The organism is Thioclava arctica, assembly GCF_040892615.1.
Taxonomy (GTDB): domain Bacteria; phylum Pseudomonadota; class Alphaproteobacteria; order Rhodobacterales; family Rhodobacteraceae; genus Thioclava; species Thioclava arctica.
Genome location: NZ_JBFRYC010000003.1, coordinates 26,306 through 46,487 on the forward strand (window position 1 = coordinate 26,306; position 20,182 = coordinate 46,487).

Annotated in this window: 21 protein-coding genes; 7 read left to right on the forward strand and 14 right to left on the reverse strand. The window is 59.6% G+C overall.

Features of this window, described 5'->3' with window-relative positions; all coding sequences use genetic code 11:
* Positions 1–41 precede the first annotated feature (41 nt).
* The 6 genes from AB4874_RS05660 to AB4874_RS05685 all read right to left on the reverse strand — a co-directional run bounded on the left by AB4874_RS05660 (position 42) and on the right by AB4874_RS05685 (position 6,660).
* Positions 42–1,328, reverse strand: a complete 1,287-nt coding sequence (locus tag AB4874_RS05660) for an ABC transporter substrate-binding protein (RefSeq protein ID WP_295534124.1) — start codon at positions 1,326–1,328, stop codon at positions 42–44.
* A 79-nt stretch (positions 1,329–1,407) separates the two neighbouring features.
* On the reverse strand, positions 1,408–2,484 hold the full coding sequence (locus tag AB4874_RS05665) for a branched-chain amino acid ABC transporter permease (protein ID WP_368391253.1): 1,077 nt from the start codon (positions 2,482–2,484) through the stop codon (positions 1,408–1,410).
* 40 nt (positions 2,485–2,524) lie between these two features.
* Positions 2,525–2,704, reverse strand: coding sequence for a hypothetical protein (locus AB4874_RS05670; RefSeq protein WP_295534121.1), 180 nt, complete (start codon positions 2,702–2,704; stop codon positions 2,525–2,527).
* Positions 2,705–2,837: 133 nt separating this feature from the next.
* Positions 2,838–3,824 (reverse strand): branched-chain amino acid ABC transporter permease, encoded by a 987-nt coding sequence (locus AB4874_RS05675; protein ID WP_368391254.1) that lies wholly within the window; start codon positions 3,822–3,824, stop codon positions 2,838–2,840.
* A 41-nt stretch (positions 3,825–3,865) separates the two neighbouring features.
* Positions 3,866–4,687: an ABC transporter ATP-binding protein gene (locus tag AB4874_RS05680; protein ID WP_295534117.1), complete on the reverse strand. Its 822-nt coding sequence runs from the start codon at positions 4,685–4,687 to the stop codon at positions 3,866–3,868.
* Positions 4,684–6,660: an AMP-binding protein gene (locus AB4874_RS05685; RefSeq protein ID WP_368391255.1), complete on the reverse strand. Its 1,977-nt coding sequence runs from the start codon at positions 6,658–6,660 to the stop codon at positions 4,684–4,686. The genes AB4874_RS05680 and AB4874_RS05685 overlap by 4 nt, the downstream gene beginning before the upstream one ends.
* 213 nt (positions 6,661–6,873) lie before the next feature.
* On the opposite strand from AB4874_RS05685, the gene AB4874_RS05690 reads away from it, so the two are divergent.
* The 4 genes from AB4874_RS05690 to AB4874_RS05705 all read left to right on the forward strand — a co-directional run bounded on the left by AB4874_RS05690 (position 6,874) and on the right by AB4874_RS05705 (position 10,031).
* Complete coding sequence (locus AB4874_RS05690; RefSeq protein ID WP_368391256.1) at positions 6,874–8,778, forward strand: PAS-domain containing protein; 1,905 nt, start codon at positions 6,874–6,876, stop codon at positions 8,776–8,778.
* A complete protein-coding gene (locus tag AB4874_RS05695) occupies positions 8,775–9,485 on the forward strand; it encodes a response regulator transcription factor (protein ID WP_295534111.1) in 711 nt (236 codons plus the stop codon). The genes AB4874_RS05690 and AB4874_RS05695 overlap by 4 nt, the downstream gene beginning before the upstream one ends.
* A 103-nt stretch (positions 9,486–9,588) precedes the next feature.
* Entirely contained in the window at positions 9,589–9,750 is a 162-nt protein-coding gene (locus AB4874_RS05700) for a hypothetical protein (protein ID WP_368391257.1), read from the forward strand.
* A 35-nt stretch (positions 9,751–9,785) separates the two neighbouring features.
* A complete protein-coding gene (locus AB4874_RS05705) occupies positions 9,786–10,031 on the forward strand; it encodes a WGR domain-containing protein (RefSeq protein WP_368391258.1) in 246 nt (81 codons plus the stop codon).
* Positions 10,032–10,043: 12 nt separating this feature from the next.
* Here AB4874_RS05705 and AB4874_RS05710 read toward each other — a convergent pair whose 3' ends face one another.
* The 4 genes from AB4874_RS05710 to folK form a co-directional block, all read right to left on the reverse strand.
* Entirely contained in the window at positions 10,044–10,706 is a 663-nt protein-coding gene (locus AB4874_RS05710; RefSeq protein WP_295534106.1) for a DUF2062 domain-containing protein, read from the reverse strand.
* Positions 10,707–10,736: 30 nt separating this feature from the next.
* Positions 10,737–12,869 (reverse strand): RelA/SpoT family protein, encoded by a 2,133-nt coding sequence (locus AB4874_RS05715; protein ID WP_295534104.1) that lies wholly within the window; start codon positions 12,867–12,869, stop codon positions 10,737–10,739.
* Positions 12,870–12,894: 25 nt separating this feature from the next.
* Positions 12,895–13,251, reverse strand: a complete 357-nt coding sequence (gene rpoZ / locus AB4874_RS05720; protein ID WP_295534102.1) for a DNA-directed RNA polymerase subunit omega — start codon at positions 13,249–13,251, stop codon at positions 12,895–12,897.
* An 87-nt stretch (positions 13,252–13,338) separates the two neighbouring features.
* Entirely contained in the window at positions 13,339–13,899 is a 561-nt protein-coding gene (folK, locus tag AB4874_RS05725) for a 2-amino-4-hydroxy-6-hydroxymethyldihydropteridine diphosphokinase (protein ID WP_368391259.1), read from the reverse strand.
* 140 nt (positions 13,900–14,039) lie between these two features.
* Here folK and AB4874_RS05730 point away from each other — a divergent pair, with 140 nt between their 5' ends.
* The gene (locus AB4874_RS05730) at positions 14,040–14,603 is read left to right on the forward strand and encodes a LabA-like NYN domain-containing protein (RefSeq protein ID WP_295534097.1); all 564 of its coding nucleotides are present in this window, start codon (positions 14,040–14,042) and stop codon (positions 14,601–14,603) included.
* 82 nt (positions 14,604–14,685) lie between these two features.
* Positions 14,686–15,132: a YqaA family protein gene (locus tag AB4874_RS05735; protein WP_368391260.1), complete on the forward strand. Its 447-nt coding sequence runs from the start codon at positions 14,686–14,688 to the stop codon at positions 15,130–15,132.
* A gap of 46 nt (positions 15,133–15,178) precedes the next feature.
* Here AB4874_RS05735 and AB4874_RS05740 read toward each other — a convergent pair whose 3' ends face one another.
* Positions 15,179–15,784 (reverse strand): L,D-transpeptidase, encoded by a 606-nt coding sequence (locus tag AB4874_RS05740; protein WP_438273445.1) that lies wholly within the window; start codon positions 15,782–15,784, stop codon positions 15,179–15,181.
* A gap of 179 nt (positions 15,785–15,963) precedes the next feature.
* Here AB4874_RS05740 and dalA point away from each other — a divergent pair, with 179 nt between their 5' ends.
* Entirely contained in the window at positions 15,964–16,479 is a 516-nt protein-coding gene (gene dalA / locus AB4874_RS05745; RefSeq protein ID WP_295534092.1) for a divisome-associated lipoprotein DalA, read from the forward strand.
* 34 nt (positions 16,480–16,513) lie between these two features.
* On the opposite strand, the gene AB4874_RS05750 is transcribed toward dalA, so the two are convergent.
* From AB4874_RS05750 to AB4874_RS05760, 3 genes are read right to left on the reverse strand one after another with little or no spacing between them, the layout of a single operon-like run.
* Positions 16,514–17,014 carry a L,D-transpeptidase family protein gene (locus AB4874_RS05750; RefSeq protein ID WP_295534091.1) on the reverse strand — a complete coding sequence of 167 codons (501 nt, stop codon included), beginning with the start codon at positions 17,012–17,014 and terminating at the stop codon, positions 16,514–16,516.
* A gap of 59 nt (positions 17,015–17,073) precedes the next feature.
* Positions 17,074–18,294 (reverse strand): class I SAM-dependent RNA methyltransferase, encoded by a 1,221-nt coding sequence (locus AB4874_RS05755; protein ID WP_368391261.1) that lies wholly within the window; start codon positions 18,292–18,294, stop codon positions 17,074–17,076.
* A gap of 49 nt (positions 18,295–18,343) precedes the next feature.
* Positions 18,344–20,170, reverse strand: coding sequence for an ABC transporter ATP-binding protein (locus AB4874_RS05760; protein WP_368391262.1), 1,827 nt, complete (start codon positions 20,168–20,170; stop codon positions 18,344–18,346).
* Positions 20,171–20,182 lie beyond the last annotated feature (12 nt).

Consider the following 20,182-nt stretch of genomic DNA (forward strand, 5'->3'; position numbering starts at 1 on the left):
GTTAGAGGTGGCTCCCGACCCGCAGGCCGGGAGCCAGTCTGTTATTTGCAGCGTTCCTCGATGCCGGATTCCTTGGCAAAAGCAGCCGAGTCTTCCGCGATCAGCGGATCCAGCACGTCCTTGTCAGACGTGATCCAATCCGAAGCTGCGTTCCATTTCTTGCTCGCCGCATCCCACTGGAAGACGCGCGCAGCCCCCGGACCACCGTGGTTTTCACAGCTTGCCTTGATCGGCTGCGAAAAGTCGGGCAGGCCAAGTTCGACCAAGCGTGCCTCGGTCAGATCGAGGTTTTCGAAACCGTCGCGCACCTCGGCTGCGTTCACCGCCGATTTGCCCGCCAGCTCCTGCGCCTTGCGGATCGCCTCAGAGATGATGATCGCCGCATACATGCCGCGCGAATACAGCATCGTGCCGACCTGATCGCCCGCACCGCTGGCTTTGCCCGTATCCACGACATATTTTTTCATGTCCGCGTAAACCGGGTAATCCATGCCAGTGCCGTGGAACGAAAGCGCCTTGTAGCCGGTCGCCTTGTCCCCTGCGGCTTGAACGTCATTTTCAGAGCCGGACCACCAGATGCCGATGAAGTTTTCCATCGGGAAACGGATGTTGACGGCCTCTTGAATGGCGACCTGGTTCATCACGCCCCAGCCATACATGATGACATAGTCAGGCTTTTCGCGACGAATTTGCAGCCACTGCGATTTCTGCTCTTGGCCCGGATGATCGACCGGCAAGGTAGACAGCGTGAAACCGTGTTTCTTGGACAGTTCTTCGAGCGTGCGGATCGGCTCTTTGCCATATGCCGAGTTGTGATAGACCAGCGCGATCTTCTTGCCCTCAAGCGATCCACCGTTCTGATCCATCAGGTATTTGACCGCGACCGAAGCGCCATCCCAGTAGTTCGCCGGGTAGTTGAACACCCATTTGAACACTTTGCCATTGGCCGCCGAGGTGCGCCCATAGCCGGGCGTATACAGCGTGATGCCATCTTCGGCCATTTTCGGGATCAGCTGATAGGTGATGCCGGTCGAGAGCGGGTTATAGGCCAGCGCACCTTCGCCCTTGGTGGCCTCGTAGCACTCCACACCTTTTTCAGTGTTATAGGCGGTTTCGCATTCGGGGCTTTTGATCATCTCGCCGCCAATCCCGCCATCGCGTTCATTCAGCAGCGTGAAATAGTCGTTAAAGCCGTCCGCGTAGGGAATGCCGTTCGCGGCATAGGGCCCGGTGCGGTAGCTCAGGTTCGGCACGACCAGTTCGGCCATGACCGGGGCAGCGCCTAGCGTCATCGCGGCGGCCACCAAGGCGGTTAGTGTCTTTCTCATATGCATCTCCTCCCAGAGAGTCAGTCGAATACCTTGCCGGGTTGATCCCGGTTCTTCGATGTTGGGCAGCGCCTTCGCGTCAGTGCGGGAAGGGCCAAAGCCGGAGTTTCTCTTTCGTGACTCGCCAAAGCTGCGCGATGCCATGGGGTTCGGCGATCAGGAACACCACGATCAGCCCGCCCACGATCATCAACTCGATATGCGCGGCCAGATCGGTCGGCCAACCCAGCGTTCCCACCAGCACGTTCTTGAGGAACACCGGCAGCAGCACGAGGAACGCAGCCCCCGCGAAAGACCCGAAGATCGAGCCAAGCCCGCCAATGATCACCATGAACAAGATCAGGAACGATTTCTGGATACCGAAGGACTCGCCCACCTCTGCCGCGCCCAGATAGACTGCAAAGAACAGCGCCCCTGCGATACCGATGAAGAACGAGGACACGGCGAAAGCGGTGAGTTTGGTGGTCAACGGGTTCACCCCGATGATCTCTGCGGCGATATCCATGTCACGGATCGCCATCCATTTGCGCCCGACGGTACCGCGCGTCAGGTTGCGCGCGACCAATGCCACCAGTGTCAGAATCACGAGGCAGAACATGTATTTCGCCATCGCCGAGGTCTGCGCGCCCGTCACAAACACGCCAAACACCGTGCGCTCGGGTGCGTTGATCTGGCCGGAGGCCGAGTAGTTGTAAAACCACGGCACCTTGTTGAACAGCCAGACTAGGAAGAACTGCGCCGCCAGCGTTGCGACGGCCAGATAGAACCCCTTGATGCGCAGGCTGGGCAGACCAAACACCACACCAACGGCGGCCGTGATGAGTCCCGCCAAAATGACGTGAATGAAGATCGACACTTCTGGGAACGCAGTCATCAGCTTGTAAACGGCATAGGCCCCGACGGCCATGAAGCCGCCCGTGCCAAGGCTCACCTGACCGGCATATCCCACCAGAATGTTCAGCCCGATCGCCGCAATTGCGTAGATCAAAAACGGCACCGCCACTGCGTTGGCCCAGTAATCATTGATGAAAAGCGGGATCACCCCGAAGGCCACGGCCAGCACGGCGTAAAACCGCAACCGATCGAATTTGATCGGAAAGGTCTGCCCGTCTTCACTATACGACGTCTTGAAATCACCAGCTTCGCGGTAAAACATTAGCCTCTCCCCTTATTTGGGAAGAGAGCGATCTCTTCCGTCAGCAGCCGCGTCGTATCCTGAGCCAAGCCCAAAGCCCGGCCCCGGCGCCCAAGGCGGCCAGTGCGATATTGATGGTTTGCAATTGTGACGCCTCTTCTGGCGGGGCCGCCAATGCGATCCAGCCGAAGGCAAGCGCGGCCCCCCAACCGATGGTGAATACGGTCGCACAGATTTTCATGGGCAACGGTCCTCCCTTTGCTCGTTACGCTCTCGCAACGACGGGCCTCCCCTGCCTTGACGCTACGATATGCGGCAGCTTGTCGCAGCCCCGCATCCCGATCAAGAAAATTCTCACAGCTCCGTGACATTGTTCAGACCCTCTCGATGATCTTTTCGCCAAACAGCCCTTGCGGACGGAAGACGAGGAAGACGAGCGCCAGCACATAGGCAAACCAGTTCTCGGTGGCGCCACCGATCATCGGACCGATCGAGAATTCGAACAGCTTTTCGCCAACGCCAATGATCAACCCGCCGACAATCGCACCGGGGATCGAGGTAAACCCGCCCAGCATCAACACCGGCAACGCCTTGAGCGCGATCAGGCTGAGGGAGAACTGAACCCCCGACTTCGTGCCCCAGATGATGCCCGCAACCAGCGCGACAAAGCCCGCAATCGACCAGACCAGCACCCAGATAAAGCGCAACGAGATGCCCACTGACAGCGCGGCCTGGTGGTCATCGGCCACCGCGCGTAAGGCGCGGCCCTGCTTGGAATATTGCGAAAACAGCGTCAGCGCGGTGACCAGCAAGATCGCGAGCAACGTCGCTACGATATCGAGATTGTCGATGAAGAACCCATAGCCGAACAAGCGGTCGGTCAGGCTCTCGATGGTTTCGTTGATGCCTTGGGGCAGGCCGACATCAAGCGTTTTGATATCAGCCCCCCACATCACATCGCCGAAGCCTTCGAGGAAATAAGCCATGCCGATGGTCGCCATGAACAAGATGATCGGCGCTTGGTTGACGAGGTGCTTGAGCACCAGCTTCTCGATCACGATCGCCAGCAGAACCATCACGACGCCCGTCAACAAAATCGCAATCACCGATGGCACTTGCCAGCCGAAATTGGTCAGATGCCCGCCCGTCATTGCGTTGATCATATGGGCGAACGGAACTTGGCCGTTCTGGATACCCACCAGCGTGAGCGCGGCAAACAGCGCCAGCACCCCTTGGGCGTAGTTGAAGATGCCCGAGGCCTTGAAAATTAGCACAAAGCCAAGCGCAACCAGCGAGTACAACACCCCCGCCATCAGCCCGTTCAGCGTCACTTCCATCGCATAGACGAGTTGATCAGGCATGATGCGCCTCCCCGGTTTGACCGCGTTGCGTTTGTGAGAAATCAGTCATGGGCCACCCCCAGATAGGCGTCGATCACGGCCTGATTGTTGCGCACCTCGGTCGGCGCGCCATCGCCAATCTTTTTGCCGTAATCCATCACGACGACGCGGTCCGAAATATCCATGACCACGCCCATATCGTGCTCGATCAAGACGATGGTGGTGCCGAATTCATCGTTGAGATCGAGGATAAAGCGGCACATGTCCTCTTTCTCTTCGACGTTCATTCCCGCCATCGGCTCATCGAGCAGCAAGATTTTCGGCTCGGCGGCCAAGGCGCGCGCCAGTTCGACCCGTTTTTTCAGCCCGTAAGGCAGGCGACCAACGGGCGTTTTGCGAATATTCTGGATCTCCAGAAAGTCGATAATCCGTTCTACCTTTTCGCGGTTCTCATGTTCTTCCTTGGCTGCGCCCGTCCACCACCAGCCGGCTTGCGCCAGAAGGCCCTTCTTCATCTTGGTCAAGCGGCCCGTCATGATGTTATCGAGCACCGACATCCCGTCGAACAAGGCGATGTTCTGGAACGTGCGAGCAATCCCAAGGCGCGCGATTTCATAGGGCTTCATCGGCCCGCGCTTGTAGCCCTTGAACCAAACCTCGCCCTCGGTGGGCACATAGAACCCCGAGATCACGTTCAGCATCGAAGATTTTCCCGCGCCGTTCGGCCCGATGATCGCGCGAATTTCGCCTTCGCGAATATCAAACGAGATGTTCTCGATCGCGGTCACGCCGCCGAATTTCAGCGTGATGTTCTTCAACTCCATCAGAACGCCACCAATCTGGCGGCCATCCGCGGTCATGTAACCGTCGCTCATATCGTTCATTCCGCGGCCTCCGCCATTGGTTTGATCGGCATGACCTTGGCATCCTCGATCCGCAACGTGGCCTTGATCGCGCCCTTACGGCCGTCTTCGTAGGTCACTTCGGTTTCGGTGTAGATGTCCGAGCTGCCGTCATAGAGCGCGCCGATCAGGTCGGCGAATTTCTCGGCGATAATGTTGCGGCGCACTTTGCGGGTGCGGGTCAACTCGCCATCGTCGGCGTCCAGTTCCTTGTGCAAGATCAAGAAGCGATGCACCTGACAGCCCGACAGGATCGGATCTTGCGCGACGCTCTCGTTCACCTCTTCGATATGCTCGCGGATCATTTCATAGACACGCGGATGACCGGCCAGCTCTTGATATGAGGCGTAGGAAATATTTTTGCGTTCGGCCCAGTTGCCCACTGCCGCAAGGTCGATATTGATGAAAGCCGTGCAGCGGTCACGGCCCGCCCCAAACACCACGGATTCCAGAATCGCGGGGTAGAATTTCAGTTTATTCTCGACATATTTCGGCGCGAACATCCGACCATCGGACATTTTACCAACGTCTTTGGCGCGATCGATGATGCGCAAATGGCCTGTATCGGGCTCAAAGAAACCAGCATCGCCCGTCGCCACCCAGCCCTCGGGATCTTTGGTCGAGGCGGTGCTTTCGGCATTCTTGTAATAGGCCACGAAAGTGCCGGGGCTGCGATAATAGACCTCGCCATTCTCGCCGATCCGCACCTCGACGCCGGGGCTTGGAACGCCCACGGTATCGGCGCGCACCTCGCCATCGGGTTGTTGCGTGATGAACACCGACGCTTCGGTCTGCCCGTAAAGCTGCTTCAGATTGATCCCGAGCGAGCGGTAAAAGCTGAAGATCTCGGGGCCGATCGCCTCGCCCGCCGTATAGCCGACGCGGATACGCGAATAGCCCAGCGTGTTCTTGAGCGGACCATAAACAAACAGATTGCCCAGCGCATAAGACAGCCGCTTGCCAAAGCTGACCGGCTTGCCATCCAGAATATCGGGGCCAATCTTGCGCGCGACCTCCATGTAGTGATCAAACAGCCATTTCTTGACCCGCCCGGCATCTTCCATGCGGATCATCACGGTGGTCAGCTGATTTTCGAACACCCGCGGCGGGGCGAAGAAATAGGTCGGCCCGATTTCGCGCAGATCGGTCATCATCGTCTCGGGCGATTCCGGGCAGTTCACGGTGAAGCCCGTCCAATAAGCCTGCCCGATGGAAAAGATGAAATCGCCCACCCAAGCCAACGGCAGATAGGCGAGAACCTCGTCGTTATGATCCAGATGATCGAAGTCGGAACTCGCCTTGGCGGTCTCGATGATATTGCGGTTCGAAAGCACCACGCCCTTGGGCTTGCCGGTCGTGCCCGAGGTATAAAGCATCACGCAAGTGGTGTCGTAAGTCAGCTCGGCGATGCGGCGATCCAGCTCTGCGTCATAGCGCGCATGGCCCGCACGCCCCTCGGCCTTGACGTCTTCAAGCGCGTTCATCTGCGAGTGGTCATATTTCCGCATGCCGCGCTTGTCGGTATACATGACATGGGTGATGTCTTGGATGCGATCACCGATCTCAAGGATCTTGTCGACCTGCTCTTGATCGCCCGCCACAACAAAGCGCGCACCGCAATGGTCCATCACGTAGGCCATCTCATCGGCGGCCGCGTCCTGATACAGTGATACCGGGATGGCACCGCACATCTGCGCCGCCACGATCGCCCAGTAATGCGCCGGGCGGTTGCGCCCGATAATCGCGATATGATCGCCACGCTCGACCCCAAGACTGAGAAACCCCAGCGCCATAGCGCGGATTTCATCGGCGGTCTCGGCCCATGTCCAGCTTTGCCAAATCCCGAATTCCTTTTCGCGATAGGCGGGATAGCCCCCGAAACGGGCTACGTTGCGCGCCAACAGCGCAGGAATCGATTGGGCAGACTCGTGCCCCTTCGTGACTGCCTCAGCCAAATTATCCTCCCTCGCGCCGGTTGACCGGCGTCCCTCTCCGCCCAAGGCGAATCCTCCGCGCCCAGTTCGGCATGGCGCTAGGCTCGCTGTCAAAGTTTTCGTGATGTTTTCGTGATTGTAACGAATTCTTACAGCGCGGCTCAACTTCGAAAAACGTAATTTGCGCAGGGCCCGGTGGGGTGTTAGCCATGATCACGCCAAGGGGGGAAACGGGTGGCTGAAAGCGCACATGACAGGCTGACACAGGCGGGGCTGAACCTGATTGCTCAGGCATTGTCGATCTTTGACAGTGATCTACGCCTGGCAGTGTCAAACGCGCCGTATAAGGAAATGTTCAACCTCCCCGATCCGCTGACCCAGCCCGGAGCCTCGTTTGAGGATACCGTGCACTATCTGGTGCAGCAGGGCGAATATGGCCCGGTGGACGATATCGAGGCTGCCGTGCGTGACCGCGTGGAAACCGCGCGCGCCTTTGCCCCGCATTACATGGAGCGCACCCGCGCCAATGGCCGCACAATTTCGGTTGAGGGCGCACCACTGCCGCAAGGCGGCTGGATCACCGTCTATACCGACATCACCGAGATCAAACGCCAAGAGGCGTTGCTGCGTGCCCGATCTGAGGAACTGTCCGAACAGGTGCTCGATCATGCCGAGGCGTTAGGCGCCGCCAACCGCGCTTTGGGCGCGACCAATGCCGCGCTGCAAGAGACCCAGCGCCAGCTCACCATCACCGAGGCGCGCACCCGACAAGTGACCGAGATGATGCCCGCGCATATCGCCCATATGGATCGCAATTTCGTCTACACGTTTTCCAATCGCAAACTGTCTTCGGTGATGCCCGGATCCCATGCCGATGTCGTTGGACAAGAGGCAAGCGATGCGCTGGGGGCTGCGACATTCGCCAAAATTCGCCCCGCGTTTGAACGCGCCTTGGATGGCGAGGCGAGCGTGATCGAGATTACGCATGACCCTTCGGGGCGGCGCATCCGCATCGCGCTGACGCCCGATCGAATTGGTACGGGCCCGGTGGGGGGCGTATTCATCCTGTCCACCGATGTGACCGATGAGGCGCAGGCGCGTGCCGCCCTTGCCCAGACTGCCAAGCGCGAATTGGCCGCCAAACTGTCGTCAGGGCTCGCGCATGATTTCGCCAATCTTCTAACGATCATTCTGGGGCTGCAAGGTCGGCTGGAGCGCATGGAAGGCCTGCCGGAAGACGCGCAAGACGCGATCCGCGCGACCTTGGGCGCGGCGCGGCGCGGCGGCACTTTGCTGGACCGCCTCGCCGCGATTTCCGGCCCGCGCGAATTGCGTCCGCAAGCCGTTGCCCTCGCCGATCTGTTTGACGATCTGGCCGCGATGGCGGGGCCGACCTTGCGCGAAGCGGTCCGCCTTGAGATCGCGATAGATGGGCTGGACAGCCCGGTCTTGCTTGACCCCGGCCCGTTGCAAGACAGCATTCTCAATCTGATCTTGAACGCCAATGACGCGATGCGCGACACGGGCGGGTGCATCCGCATCGCGGCCCATCCGGTGCGCGATACTTGGGTGGAAATCTCCGTCAGCGATGAGGGGCCCGGGTTTTCACCGACGGCGCTCAGCCATGCACTCGATCCGTTTTTCACCACCAAGGGTAGCGAGGGGTCGGGGCTGGGCCTGTCGATGGTCTATGATCAAACCAAGCTGGCAGGCGGCACGGTGCGGCTAACCAATACGCCTGAAGGCGCACGTGTGACGCTGCGCCTGCCTTTGCGCCCTGCGGCGGTGTCCACCACGCCGATGCTGGTGCTGTTGGTCGAGGATGACGAAGATATTCGCACCACGACCCGCGATATGTTGCGCGCGATGGACCACACCATCATCGAAGCGCGCAACGTGACCGAGGCGCTGGCCCTGATGGCGCTGCCTGATATCAATCTCGTACTATCAGATATTCAACTCGCCGGATCGCGCACAGGGGTGGACCTTGCACACGCAATCGGCGATCAGGTGCCAGTGATCTTGATGACGTCGCTGCCTCCGGGGGATGCGCTGCGCTTGGCGGCCCCCTGCCCCGTCATCCAGAAACCCTTTGACGCCGCACATCTTGGCGCGTTTCTTGCTGGACCCAGACCATGACCGCCGATCAACCCCATGTCGCGATCCTTGATGATGAGCCGGAAATTCGCCGGATGCTGTCGGATGCGCTGCAAGAGGCGGGGTTTCGCACCACCTGTTACGGACGCGCGACCGAGTTCGAGGCCGCGCTACGTCGCACCGCGCCCGATGTCTGCCTTGTCGATCTGGGTTTGCCCGATCGTGACGGGCTGGCGCTGGTGCATCGTCTGGCGCTGGAATCCGGGGCGGCGATCATCATCATCTCGGGGCGCGCGCAAGTGCAAGACCGGGTGACGGGGCTTGAGCTGGGCGCGGATGACTACATCATCAAACCCTTTGATCCCGCCGAGGTCGTCGCGCGCATTCGCGCCCGGCTGCGCAAGGGGCGTTCTGGGGCAGCGAACACGGCCAACAGCGCCAGTTTCGCGGGCTGGAAGGCGCATTTCGACCGCTATATGCTTGTCGATGAGACCGGACACGAGACCTCCTTCAGCCATGCCGAGGGCGAGGTTCTGCGGCTATTTCTCGAAAGCCCGAACCGCCTGATCAGCCGCGCGCAGATGCAGGAAAGCTTAGGCGGTGCGGCAGGCGACAGCTTTGATCGCGCGATGGATGTGCGGATCTCGCGCTTACGCACCAAGCTTGGGGAAGACCCGAAAAATCCCCGCCTGATCAAGACGATCTACGGCGCAGGCTATATCTTTTTGGGCGAGGTCCGCTGGAGCTAGGCTCACGCCAAGGCAACCCGAGCGCGCTTGCAGTTCTTGCATCTGCAGTGCCTTTTTGAGGCGCTGCGCGGTCGATTTCCGGAAATATGCGGCTTCCAAAGGCGTGAAGATTTTCAACGTCTCCAACCGCACCAAGGATTACCGCGTCACGCTGTTGATGGGCGACAATCTGGACGATTTCACCGATGTCGCAAAAGGTTCGGTCGCAGAACGCGCGGCCCTTTTCGTTAACCCTTTTTCGCTGGCAAAGGCCGCGCGTCTCTGATTCAGTTCACAAAACTGGGATGCGGGAGCACTGCCATGCTCAACCTCATATTGCACACGCCGAATACGCGGCGTTTCTACCGCGTTGAGATATCCGACAATCTGTTCGGGGAATACACAGTGCTGCGCGAATGGGGCCAGCATGGGCGCGCGGGTCGCCAATGCCTGCGCTGGTTTTCCAATCTGCGCGACGCGGTAAGCGTCGCCGAAACAGCCCGGCGCCACGCCCAGATGCGCGGCTATCGCCTCAGCGAAGCGGGGGCGGCCAAGGGCCGACCCTGATCGGCAAAAAGCCTATTCGCGGGGCTTTTTCTCGCCGTTTTTATCGTCGCGTTTGATCTTGGCGCGGATTTTTTCCAGCCGCTCTTTCAGCCGGGTACGACGGCGGTTCTGATAGGCGGTGATGATGGGTAGCGAGACATAATAGCAAATCGTCGCCGCGATGATCCCCGGCGCAATCCCCCCCACCAGATAGGGCAGCCAGACATCGGTGAAAAACCGCTCGAGCCCACCCCATTCCGCATGATCGGGCGTGAACATGGCCCAGAAATTGTGCAGCAAATCATGGCTGGCCGCCTGAAACGTGCGCAGCAAGCCCTCGGGATGCCCGCTATCCAGTCGCCCTCCAAGGATGTAGTGGCCCAGCTTGACCGAGAACACCGCGATGATGGGAAAGCTTATCGGATTGCCAAAAAAGGTCGCCAGCAATGCCGCCAAGATATTGCCGCGGATGATCCACGCGACTGCTGCGGCGGACAGAAAGTGAAACCCGAAGAACGGGGTGAACGACACCAACACCCCGGCCCAGACGCCGCGCGCAATGCGGTGGGGTCGATCTGGCAGGCGATTTACGCGGTGTTTGACGTATTGAAAAGCACGGCCCCACCCCGAGCGCGGCCAGACCGCCTCGCGCAGGTTCTCTAGAACGCTTCGCTTTTCGCGCCGCCTAAAAACCACGCTTCTCTCCCCTTCGCGCCGCCGAAACGGCTATGGCTTGCGTGACAATTCGCGGATTCTCGCCACTTGTGCAACATCGCTTTCCGCTTCGAGTGCATTAAGCAAACGGTGGATGTGCTCGGCATCGCACAGTTCGACCTCAACAAGAAGCGAATAGAAATCGGGCTTTCGATCAATGAATTTCAGATCCGAAATGTTGGCCTTTTGCTGCCCGATCAAGGTACAGATATGGCCCAAAACGCCCGCATCATTGGAAATTGTGACCTTGAGCGTCGCGGTGTAGGCGGGCGGATGGCGCCCGGTTTTCCAATGCAGATCGACCCAGCGTTCGGGTTGATCCTCAAATTCCTCAAGGGCGGGACAGTCGATGGCGTGAATAACCACACCCTGCCCACGATAGGTGATGCCAACGATCCGCTCTCCGGGCAGGGGCTGGCAGCAATTCGCGCGGGTGAACGTCTGATCCGCCTCAAGGCCCAAGACGGCGCGGGTCGGTTCGATCTCGCCTTCGTTCTGACGCGCCGCAAGTTCGGGATAGAGGGCGGCCAACACCTCTGAGGCCGCCATTTCCGCCGATCCGATCCGGGCAAGCACCTCATCTTCATCGGGCAGACCCAAGGTCTTGGCGGCGGTGCGCAGCGCCTTGTCCGTGACCTTGCGCCCGACATGTTCAAAAGCCACGCGCGCAAGTTCCGCCCCCAGCTTGATAAAGCGATCGCGATCTTCCTCGCGCAGGGATTTGCGGATCGCCCCCTTGGCGCGCCCGGTGACCACGATATCAAGCCAGGTCATCTGAGGACGCTGGCCAGCCGCGGTAATCACCTCGACCGATTGACCGTTTTTCAACCGTGTCCAAAGCGGTACGCGGATGCCATCGACTTTGGCGCCCACACAGCTGTTGCCGATGCGGGTGTGGATCGCATAAGCGAAATCAATCGGCGTTGCGCCCTTGGGCAGTTTGACCACATCGCCCTTTGGGGTGAAACAAAACACCTGATCGGAATACATCTCGAGCTTGACGTTCTCGAGGAATTCATCGTGATCGCCCTCGCCATCGCCCTCCGAAAACCGCTCATTCAGCGATGCCAGCCACTTCGCCGGGTCCACGGCAAAGGGGTTTTTCGCCCGCTCACCATCGCGATAGGACCAATGCGCAGCCACCCCGGCCTCTGCGACCTCGTGCATCTGGCGGGTGCGGATTTGCACCTCGACCCGCTTGCCATCGCGCCCCGAGACCGTGGTGTGAATAGAGCGATACCCGTTCGTCTTGGGCTGGCTGATATAGTCTTTGAACCGGGTCGGCACGGCGCGCCAACGGTGGTGGATCAACCCCAACACCCGGTAGCAATCCATTTCGGAGTCGGTGATGACGCGAAATCCGTAAATGTCGGAAAGCCGCGAGAAGGCGAGTTGCTTCTCTTCCATCTTGCGCCAGATCGAATAGGGGCGTTTGGCGCGCCCGAACACCATCGCTTCGATGCCCTCATCTTCCAGAAGCGCACGGATATCAGCGGTGATTTTCGGAATCACATCGCCCGTTTCTTTTTGCAGGCTGACAAAGCGGCGGATGATTGAGGTGCGCGCCTCGGGGTTGATGACCTTGAAGGCAAGATCCTCAAGCTCTTCGCGCATCCATTGCATCCCCATGCGCCCAGCAAGCGGCGCATAGATTTCCATCGTCTCGCGCGCCTTTTGCACCTGCTTTTCCACCCGCATCGAGCGGATCGTGCGCATGTTATGCAAACGGTCGGCCAGCTTGACGAGGATCACCCGCAAATCCTTGGACATCGCCATGAACAGCTTGCGGAAATTCTCGGCCTGCTTAGAGGCGGCGTTGGAGAGTTGCAGATTGGTCAGCTTGGTCACGCCATCGACGAGTTCGGCGATCTCCTCGCCAAACAGCTCGGTCACCTCAGTGTAGGTCGAGCGAGTGTCTTCAATCGTATCGTGCAAAAGCGCGGTGACGATGGTCGCATCATCCAGCCGCTGTTCGGTCAAGATGGCGGCAACGGCCACTGGATGGGTGAAATAGGGCTCACCGGAATGGCGCAGTTGACCGGCGTGCATTTCCAGCCCGTAGGCATAGGCCCGGCGGATCAGATCGGCATCTGTCTGCGGATTGTAGTTGCGAACGAGCGCGATCAGGTCTTCGACGTCGATCATGCGCGCCCGTTTCCGCCCCTATTGCTTATTCGCGGCCCTGCGCGTCCATCAGGGCACGCAACATGCGCTCTTCGGACATATCGTCTTCGACAGCGCGATCGGGGCTTTCGCCGCCCATCAGCAGGGACATCGAATCGTCTTCGGGCTCGTCAACCTCGATCTGGGTCTGGTTGCTTTCGATCAGGCGCTCGCGCAGATCATCCGCCGATTGGGTTTCGTCCGCGATTTCGCGCAACGCCACAACCGGGTTCTTGTCGTTATCACGCTCAACCGTGATCGAGGAACCAGCGGCGATTTCACGTGCACGATGGGACGCGAGCATTACCAGCTCGAATCGGTTCGGAACCTTATCGACGCAATCTTCAACCGTCACGCGGGCCATGGGCAACTCCAGTAGGACTTTCGATCGAAGGCCCTACTTAGGCGCTTGGGTCTACATTGACAAGCGCGCAATCGCGTCAAAACCCAGTCAAACCGGGCGTATTCCCGCTTTTTCGGAATCTGGCAGCGCCTCGAGCATCTGCGTGACCGTCCTGCCCGAGACGGGATGGCACCAGAGCGGCGCAATCTCGGCCAAGGGAATCAGCACAAAAGCGCGGTCCTGAAGTCGTGGATGGGGCAGGATCAGATTGTCTGGCGCTGCGGTTTGCTGCGCGTCCAGTGGCAGATCGCGCCAATGTTCATACTCAGATTGATCCGGCAACACAGCATCGCCATATGCAAGCAGATCGAGGTCAATCGCGCGCGCGCCCCACCGCGTTGATCGCTCCCGACCAAGCTGCGCTTCAATCTGATGAAACGCCGCAAGTGTGGCTTCTGCGCCAAGGGTGGTTTGCAATTTGCAACACGCGTTCACAAAGTCCGGCCCCGAGCCTTCTGGATATGCGGGTGTCCGCCAAAAGCGACTAACCGAAAGGACTGTAAAACCTGCATTTATTAACCGCAATACCGCAGCACAAAGCGTGTCGCGCGGGCCGCCCTGCGCCCCTGACAGGTTCGCCCCAAGGGCGCAAATCACTGACATGTCCATTTAGACAGGCTCCAAATTCCTTGCGTAATGCATATGTCAGTAGACATATCTCGTCGGCCCTGTTCTCTTGAGCAAGCGATATGATCAAATTCGTTTCGCGATCCAAGTGAACAAGGCGGGCACATCAGCACGAGGGTTGCATGTTTTACAAAGACGAACGTCTCGCATTATTTATTGATGGCTCAAACCTGTATGCCGCTGCAAAAGCGCTCGGGTTCGATATCGACTATAAATTATTGCGTCAGGAATTTGAACGGCGCGGCAAATTATTGCGGGCCTTCTACTATACTGCGCTTCTGGAAAATGAAGAATACTCACCGATCCGTCCGCTTGTCGATTGGCTAAATTACAATGGTTACGCAATGGTGACCAAACCTGCCAAAGAATACACCGATTCGATGGGTCGACGGAAAGTCAAAGGCAATATGGACATCGAGCTGGCCGTGGATGCGATGGAACTTGCGCCGCGCCTTGATCATATCGTGCTGTTCTCGGGCGATGGTGATTTCCGCCCGCTGGTTGAAAGTCTGCAGCGTCAGGGTTGCCGCGTTTCGGTCGTTTCAACGATCCGCAGCCAGCCGCCGATGATCGCCGATGAGCTGCGCCGTCAGGCCGACAACTTCATCGAGCTGGACGCGCTGCGCGATGTCATCGGGCGCCCGCCGCGCGAGCCGCGCGAAGAGGACTACCCCTCCGAGACTTGATCGCGTGTCATCGAAGTTTACGCTACAAGGCGCGTGCGGATTGCCCCGCACGCCCTTTTTCATTTGAGCGAACAGGACCTTTATGGCTTTAAGCGCCTCTTTGATCGGCCTGTTTGTCTCGGCAATGCTCGCCGCAACGCCGATCCCGATGCAATCCGAAATTCTGTTCGTCGCACTGCAAACTGCGGGCGGGGTTGCACTGTGGCAGATGATCTTGGTCGCGAGCATCGGCAATACGCTGGGCGCACTGATTACCTATGCTTTGGGCCGCGGCATGAACCATTGGAAAGACCGCAAATGGTTTCCTGCCTCAGGCAAACAGCTTGAGCGCGGACATCGCTGGCTGGACAGATGGGGCGCGCCTTTGCTGCTGCTCAGCTGGGCCCCCGGCGGTGATCTGATCTGCCTTGTCGCGGGCGTTTTGCGCATGAACCTGTGGCTGTTCTTGTCGCTCGTATTCATCGCCAAAACGGGGCGGTATGCGGCGCTGGCTTGGATCACCGCGCAAGCCCTGGCGCTGGCGCAATAAAAAGGGCCCACGCGGGGCCCTTTGGAACATCACGCTTTGACAGATGTTAAATCAACAGAACCTGCGTGCCAATCTTGGCCATCCCGAACAGCTCTTGGATATGTTCGTTATAAAGCCCGATACATCCGTTCGAACTTTTGCGCCCGATCTTGCGCGTGTCATGCGTGCCGTGGATGCGGTAATATTTCCACGACAGATACAGCGCATGGGTGCCCAGCGGATTGTCAGGTCCGGGCGGCACGTAGGACGGCCATTCGGGGTTGCGCCGTTTCATCGAAGGCGTAGGTGCCCAGCTTGGCCCCTCGACCTTGCGGATCACCTCTGTGCGGCCGCGTCGCGTCAGATCCTCTGATACTGGCACCGACGTGGGATACAACCGATAGATCGTTTGATCTTCCGACCAGTAATGCAGATCGCGCGAGGTCGTATCCACAAGGATCGCCCCATTGCGCAGCGTGCTGAAATAGGGCTGCCACTGGCGCGCCTGAAAGCTTGAGATATTGCGCCGCTGATTGGTATAGGCGTTGGTCTCGAATTGCTCCGCCCCGGCATCGGGCGTTTGGGCCCATGCTGGCAGCGCAAGCCCTGCACCGCTAAGTGCAGCCGCGCCGAGAAAAGCGCGGCGATCGAATTTGGTACGCGCGTTGGACATCATGCCCTCCGAATGTGGCGGAACTATTGGCGTCAGAAACCAGCATCAACATAGTGTGAGTACGGCGTTGGTGCAAATCAAACCCTGAAAGATGTGCCTTTCGCGTGACAGGAGGGTTTGCGCGGCCAAGGACGAACGTGTAAAGGGAAACGCAGCTTTATCAGGGGGCCCCCAAGACCATGCTGCGCGCCACTTTCCTTGCGATTTCCGCCACGCTCGCCCTAGCGGCCTGCGATCCTGTCGATCAACAACCCAAGCTTGGCCCCGATGGCCTGCCTTTGCCCAAGGTGTATTCGATCACCGGGCGCGAAGCGCAGGTGATCCCGCAGCGGGTTCTCGAATCGGTCAACTCGCTGCGCTCGGCGCGCGGGGCAGCCCCATTGGTGCTGAACGCCTCGCTCACCACGGCCGCGCTGGCCCATTCTAAGGACATGGCCGCGCAGAACCGGCCGTGGCACTGGGGGTCTGACGGCTCCTCGCCCCTCGAACGCGCGCAACGTGCGGGCTATACCGGCACCGTGCTGGGCGAGAATATCTCGGAGACCTACGAGACCGAGATGGAAACCCTGTCGGCATGGATGAATGTGCCCGACACCCGTGACGTGATCTTGAACCCGGCGGCGACGCAAATGGGCTTTTCGTGGTATCAGGAACCTTCGGGAAAAATCTGGTGGACGATGGTCACCGGCAACTAAATCAAAAGGGCCCCAACGCGGGGCCCTTTGCACATCATGGGAAGATAAAGATCGGCGTGTTCTCTCGCACCATCGCGTAGATCTCGCGGATTTCCTTGTCTTTCACAGCGATGCAGCCCGCCGTCCAATCACGCCCGCGCCCTTTATTCTTGCCATCACGACCATGAAGGAAGATATCACCGCCGGCCTTTTTGCCCTGAGCTGCGGCATAGGCCACCTGCTGCGGATTGGGATAGCTGATCCCGATCGACAGGTAATAGGCGGAATTCGGGTTGCGCCGGTTGATGTAATACAGCCCTTCGGGGGTCTTGCCGTCGCCCTCGAAATGCTTGGGGCCAATCGGGTCCCCGCCAAGGCTGATCTTGTAGCTTTCCAGCACCGTGTCGCCATGCAGCAGATACATCATCCGCTTGCCCTTGAAGACCTGAATCTGGGTCACTTGCGGCCCGCTATAGGATAAGAATTTGCTTGAATCGCCACAGGCGGCCAAAGCGGCAAGGGCGCTGGCGCCCAGAAATAGAGTTCTGCGGTTCATGATTTGCCTGTTCGCAACTGCTTGTTTTGTTCAGTCATACGCGATTTCCAAGGCCGATTCTAGCGGCTGAAACAGGCCGCGACCTCAACATGAGCAGAAAAGCGGAACTGATCGACGACCAATATCCGATCCAGCGTAAAGCCAGCATCAGCCAACGCCGCCGCTTCGCGCGCGAAAGTCACCGGATTGCACGACACATGCACCAACCGCTTGAGGCGCGATGCACAGATCTGTGCAACCTGCGCCTCGGCCCCGGCCCGGGGCGGGTCGATCACGACGGCATCGTAGCGGTCGATTTCATCGGACAAAAGCGGGCGGCGAAACAGATCGCGCACTTCCGAGGTCACGCGGTGCAGCCCCTTGGCCTGCCGCCAACCCAGATCAAGCGCCTCAATCATCGCCGTCGCGTTTTCAACCGCATGCACGCTTGCATCCTCGGCCAAAGGCAGGGCGAACGTGCCGCACCCTGCAAACAAGTCGGCAACCTTTGAGGCCCCGGTCACCGCCTCACGTACGAAGGCGACCAGCGCCGCCTCGCCATGCGCGGTCGCTTGTAAAAACGCACCCGGCGGCGGGGCAACTTTGGCCGCACCAAAGCTTTGGAGTGGCGCGCGCCGCGCGGCAATCACCTCACCATTCCAAGTGAGCCGCGCCAAGTCCCGGCGGCGGGCCAGATCGGCCAAGGCCTCGAATTGGGCGGGATCAGTGTCTTTTCCACCGGTCGCCGCGATATCAAGGCCGTTCTGCGACAGGCTCATTGCAAAGGCGACCTCGCCCTTGCGCGAGGCGCCAATCGCGGTGGCTTCATGCAAGATCGGGAGCGCTGCCAATAGTTCCGGCCGCAAGATCAGACAGCCCGGCACCTCGACCAGCGTGTCCGAGGCACGGGCGTGAAACCCGACCAACGTCCCCTTTTTGGTGCGCCGCCCTGCCAAAGTTGCGCGCCTGCGCGAGTGGAGCGGCGAGGTCGCGATCGTCATTTCGGGCACCGTGAGATTGCGCGCACTCAGCGCGTGGCGCACCACGTCAACCTTCCAGCCAGCCGTGAAAGCATCCGAGGCGTGCTGCATCACGCAGCCCCCGCAAGCCCGGTAATGCGGACAGGGGGCCGAGACCCGATCCGCACTGGGCGTGACGATCTTGGGCGCGGCGATCCGACCGGCTATCGGTTCACCCGACACGACCTCTCCGGGCAGCGCCATGGCGACATGCACGGTCCCCTCGGGACCATGGGCCACGCCATCAGCATGGAGCGAAAGTCGGTCGATCGTATATGTCATGGAAGTGCCATAGCGGGATGGGGCGGCACTGGGAAGGCCCTGTTTTGGGCTATTGCGCCGCTTGACTGTCCTCATCGCAATTCAGGAACCCACCGGATTGACGCGCCCAGTAACGGGCATACAACCCCTGCGCGGCCAGCAAGTCATTATGGCTGCCTTGCTCCACGATACGACCCTGTTCCAGCACGATGATGCGGTCCATCTCGGCAATCGTGGACAACCGATGCGCGATCGCAAGCACCGTTTTGCCCGCCATCACCCGATGCAGCGCCGATTGGATTGAGGCCTCAACCTCGGAATCAAGCGCCGAGGTCGCCTCATCCAGCACCAAAATCGGTGCGTCTTTCAGAAAGGCGCGGGCCAATGCGATCCGTTGGCGCTGACCACCCGACAGTTTGACGCCCCGCTCGCCCAGTTTGGCCTCATAGCCGCGGTTTCCCTCGTGATCTTGCATCGCGAGGATGAATTCATGCGCCTCGGCTTGTTTCGCCGCTGCGATCAGTTCGGCCTCGCTGGCATCGGGACGGCCATACAGGATATTTTCACGGGCCGAGCGATTGAACATCGCCGTCTCTTGCGTGACCATCGCGATCTGGCGGCGCAGGCTCTCTTGGGTGACGTCGCGAATATCGGTTTCGTCGATCAAAATAGAGCCTGTTTCAGCATCATAGAGCCTTAAAAGCAAAGCCACGAGCGTCGACTTCCCGGCCCCGGATGCGCCCACAATCCCAATTCGCTCGCCATCGGCAATGTGCAAATCCAGCCCCTCGACGCCCCCTTTTTCGCGCCCGTAGGCAAAGCCCACATGATCAAAGCGGATCGCCCCGGCCACCTGCCCAAGATCGCGCGCATCGGGGGCGTCGGTCAGCCCGTGAGGGCGCGCAAGCGTGCGCATCCCGTCCTCAGCCTCGCCGATATTGGTCCAAAGCCCCATCAGCGCATTCGACACCCAGCCCGACATTTGCGCCAGTCGGATCGCAATCGCCCCAGACGTGGCGATATCGCCCGCACTTGCCTGCCCGCGCGACCACAGCCAGATCGCTCCGCCAACCAAAATCACGGGCAGCAACCCGGAATACGCCATCTGGACGGTGCGATATAGGCTCTGAACTTGCCCAAAACGGATCGTTCGCGTGCGAAACGTCGACATCGCAGCAAGTGCCGAGCGATCCTCATACGCGGCATGCGCGAACAGCTTCACCGTCTTGATATTGGTGATCGTGTCAACGACTTGCCCGGTCACCATCGCCCGCGACGCGGCGCGCGCACGCGATCGCGCCCGGATTTGGGGTAGGAAAGCCCGGATCAGCACCCCAAGGCCAAGCGTCCAGATCACCAGCGCGAAGGCTCCCCACAGATCAATCCCGATCAGCAGCAAAACCGACCCCAGGATCGAGGCCAGCGCAAAGAGCGCGGTATTGATCACCTCGGAAACCGTGTCCGTCACTGCGCGCGCGGTCTGCATCTGCTTTTGCGCAATACGGCCTGCGAAATCATTGTCAAAGAACGTCACAGATTGCCCCATCGTCCAGCGATGCAGGCGCGACAGCACAAGCGGAAGAACGTTGGGAGCAATCAGCAGGTTGGTTGTCGCCGAACTCAGCGCGAAAGCCGCGGGCCGGATGATAAGATAGAAGCTCACGAACAGCACCAGAAGCCCTGCGTTCCGGGCAATCACCTCAGCAGGTGCGCTACCAAGGGCTGCGTCGATCACGCGCCCCAACAGCCAAGCCGAGACCACCTCCATCGCGCCAGCCAACACCGAGGCAGCCCCAGAAATCACGATCAGAGAGCCGGCGCCTTTCAGGCACCAGCGGAAAAATGCAGCAAGGCTTTGCGGGGGCGGGCCGTCGGCCTTTTGGAATGGATCAAACATGCGGGCTCGCTT

Excerpts from the sequence above, each read along its gene's own strand:
- rpoZ (WP_295534102.1), bottom strand. The coding sequence starts at position 13,251 with ATGGCCCGCGTGACGGTTGAAGATTGCGTCGATAAGGTTCCGAACCGA.
- AB4874_RS05730 (WP_295534097.1), top strand. The coding sequence starts at position 14,040 with ATGTTTTACAAAGACGAACGTCTCGCATTATTTATTGATGGCTCAAAC.
- AB4874_RS05660 (WP_295534124.1), bottom strand. The coding sequence starts at position 1,328 with ATGAGAAAGACACTAACCGCCTTGGTGGCCGCCGCGATGACGCTAGGC.
- AB4874_RS05735 (WP_368391260.1), top strand. The coding sequence starts at position 14,686 with ATGGCTTTAAGCGCCTCTTTGATCGGCCTGTTTGTCTCGGCAATGCTC.
- AB4874_RS05760 (WP_368391262.1), bottom strand. The coding sequence starts at position 20,170 with ATGTTTGATCCATTCCAAAAGGCCGACGGCCCGCCCCCGCAAAGCCTT.
- AB4874_RS05665 (WP_368391253.1), bottom strand. The coding sequence starts at position 2,484 with ATGTTTTACCGCGAAGCTGGTGATTTCAAGACGTCGTATAGTGAAGAC.
- AB4874_RS05670 (WP_295534121.1), bottom strand. The coding sequence starts at position 2,704 with ATGAAAATCTGTGCGACCGTATTCACCATCGGTTGGGGGGCCGCGCTT.
- AB4874_RS05695 (WP_295534111.1), top strand. The coding sequence starts at position 8,775 with ATGACCGCCGATCAACCCCATGTCGCGATCCTTGATGATGAGCCGGAA.
- AB4874_RS05680 (WP_295534117.1), bottom strand. The coding sequence starts at position 4,687 with ATGAACGATATGAGCGACGGTTACATGACCGCGGATGGCCGCCAGATT.
- AB4874_RS05715 (WP_295534104.1), bottom strand. The coding sequence starts at position 12,869 with ATGATCGACGTCGAAGACCTGATCGCGCTCGTTCGCAACTACAATCCG.
- dalA (WP_295534092.1), top strand. The coding sequence starts at position 15,964 with ATGCTGCGCGCCACTTTCCTTGCGATTTCCGCCACGCTCGCCCTAGCG.
- AB4874_RS05705 (WP_368391258.1), top strand. The coding sequence starts at position 9,786 with ATGCTCAACCTCATATTGCACACGCCGAATACGCGGCGTTTCTACCGC.
- AB4874_RS05755 (WP_368391261.1), bottom strand. The coding sequence starts at position 18,294 with ATGACATATACGATCGACCGACTTTCGCTCCATGCTGATGGCGTGGCC.
- folK (WP_368391259.1), bottom strand. The coding sequence starts at position 13,899 with ATGGACATGTCAGTGATTTGCGCCCTTGGGGCGAACCTGTCAGGGGCG.
- AB4874_RS05740 (WP_438273445.1), bottom strand. The coding sequence starts at position 15,784 with ATGTCCAACGCGCGTACCAAATTCGATCGCCGCGCTTTTCTCGGCGCG.
- AB4874_RS05750 (WP_295534091.1), bottom strand. The coding sequence starts at position 17,014 with ATGAACCGCAGAACTCTATTTCTGGGCGCCAGCGCCCTTGCCGCTTTG.
- AB4874_RS05675 (WP_368391254.1), bottom strand. The coding sequence starts at position 3,824 with ATGCCTGATCAACTCGTCTATGCGATGGAAGTGACGCTGAACGGGCTG.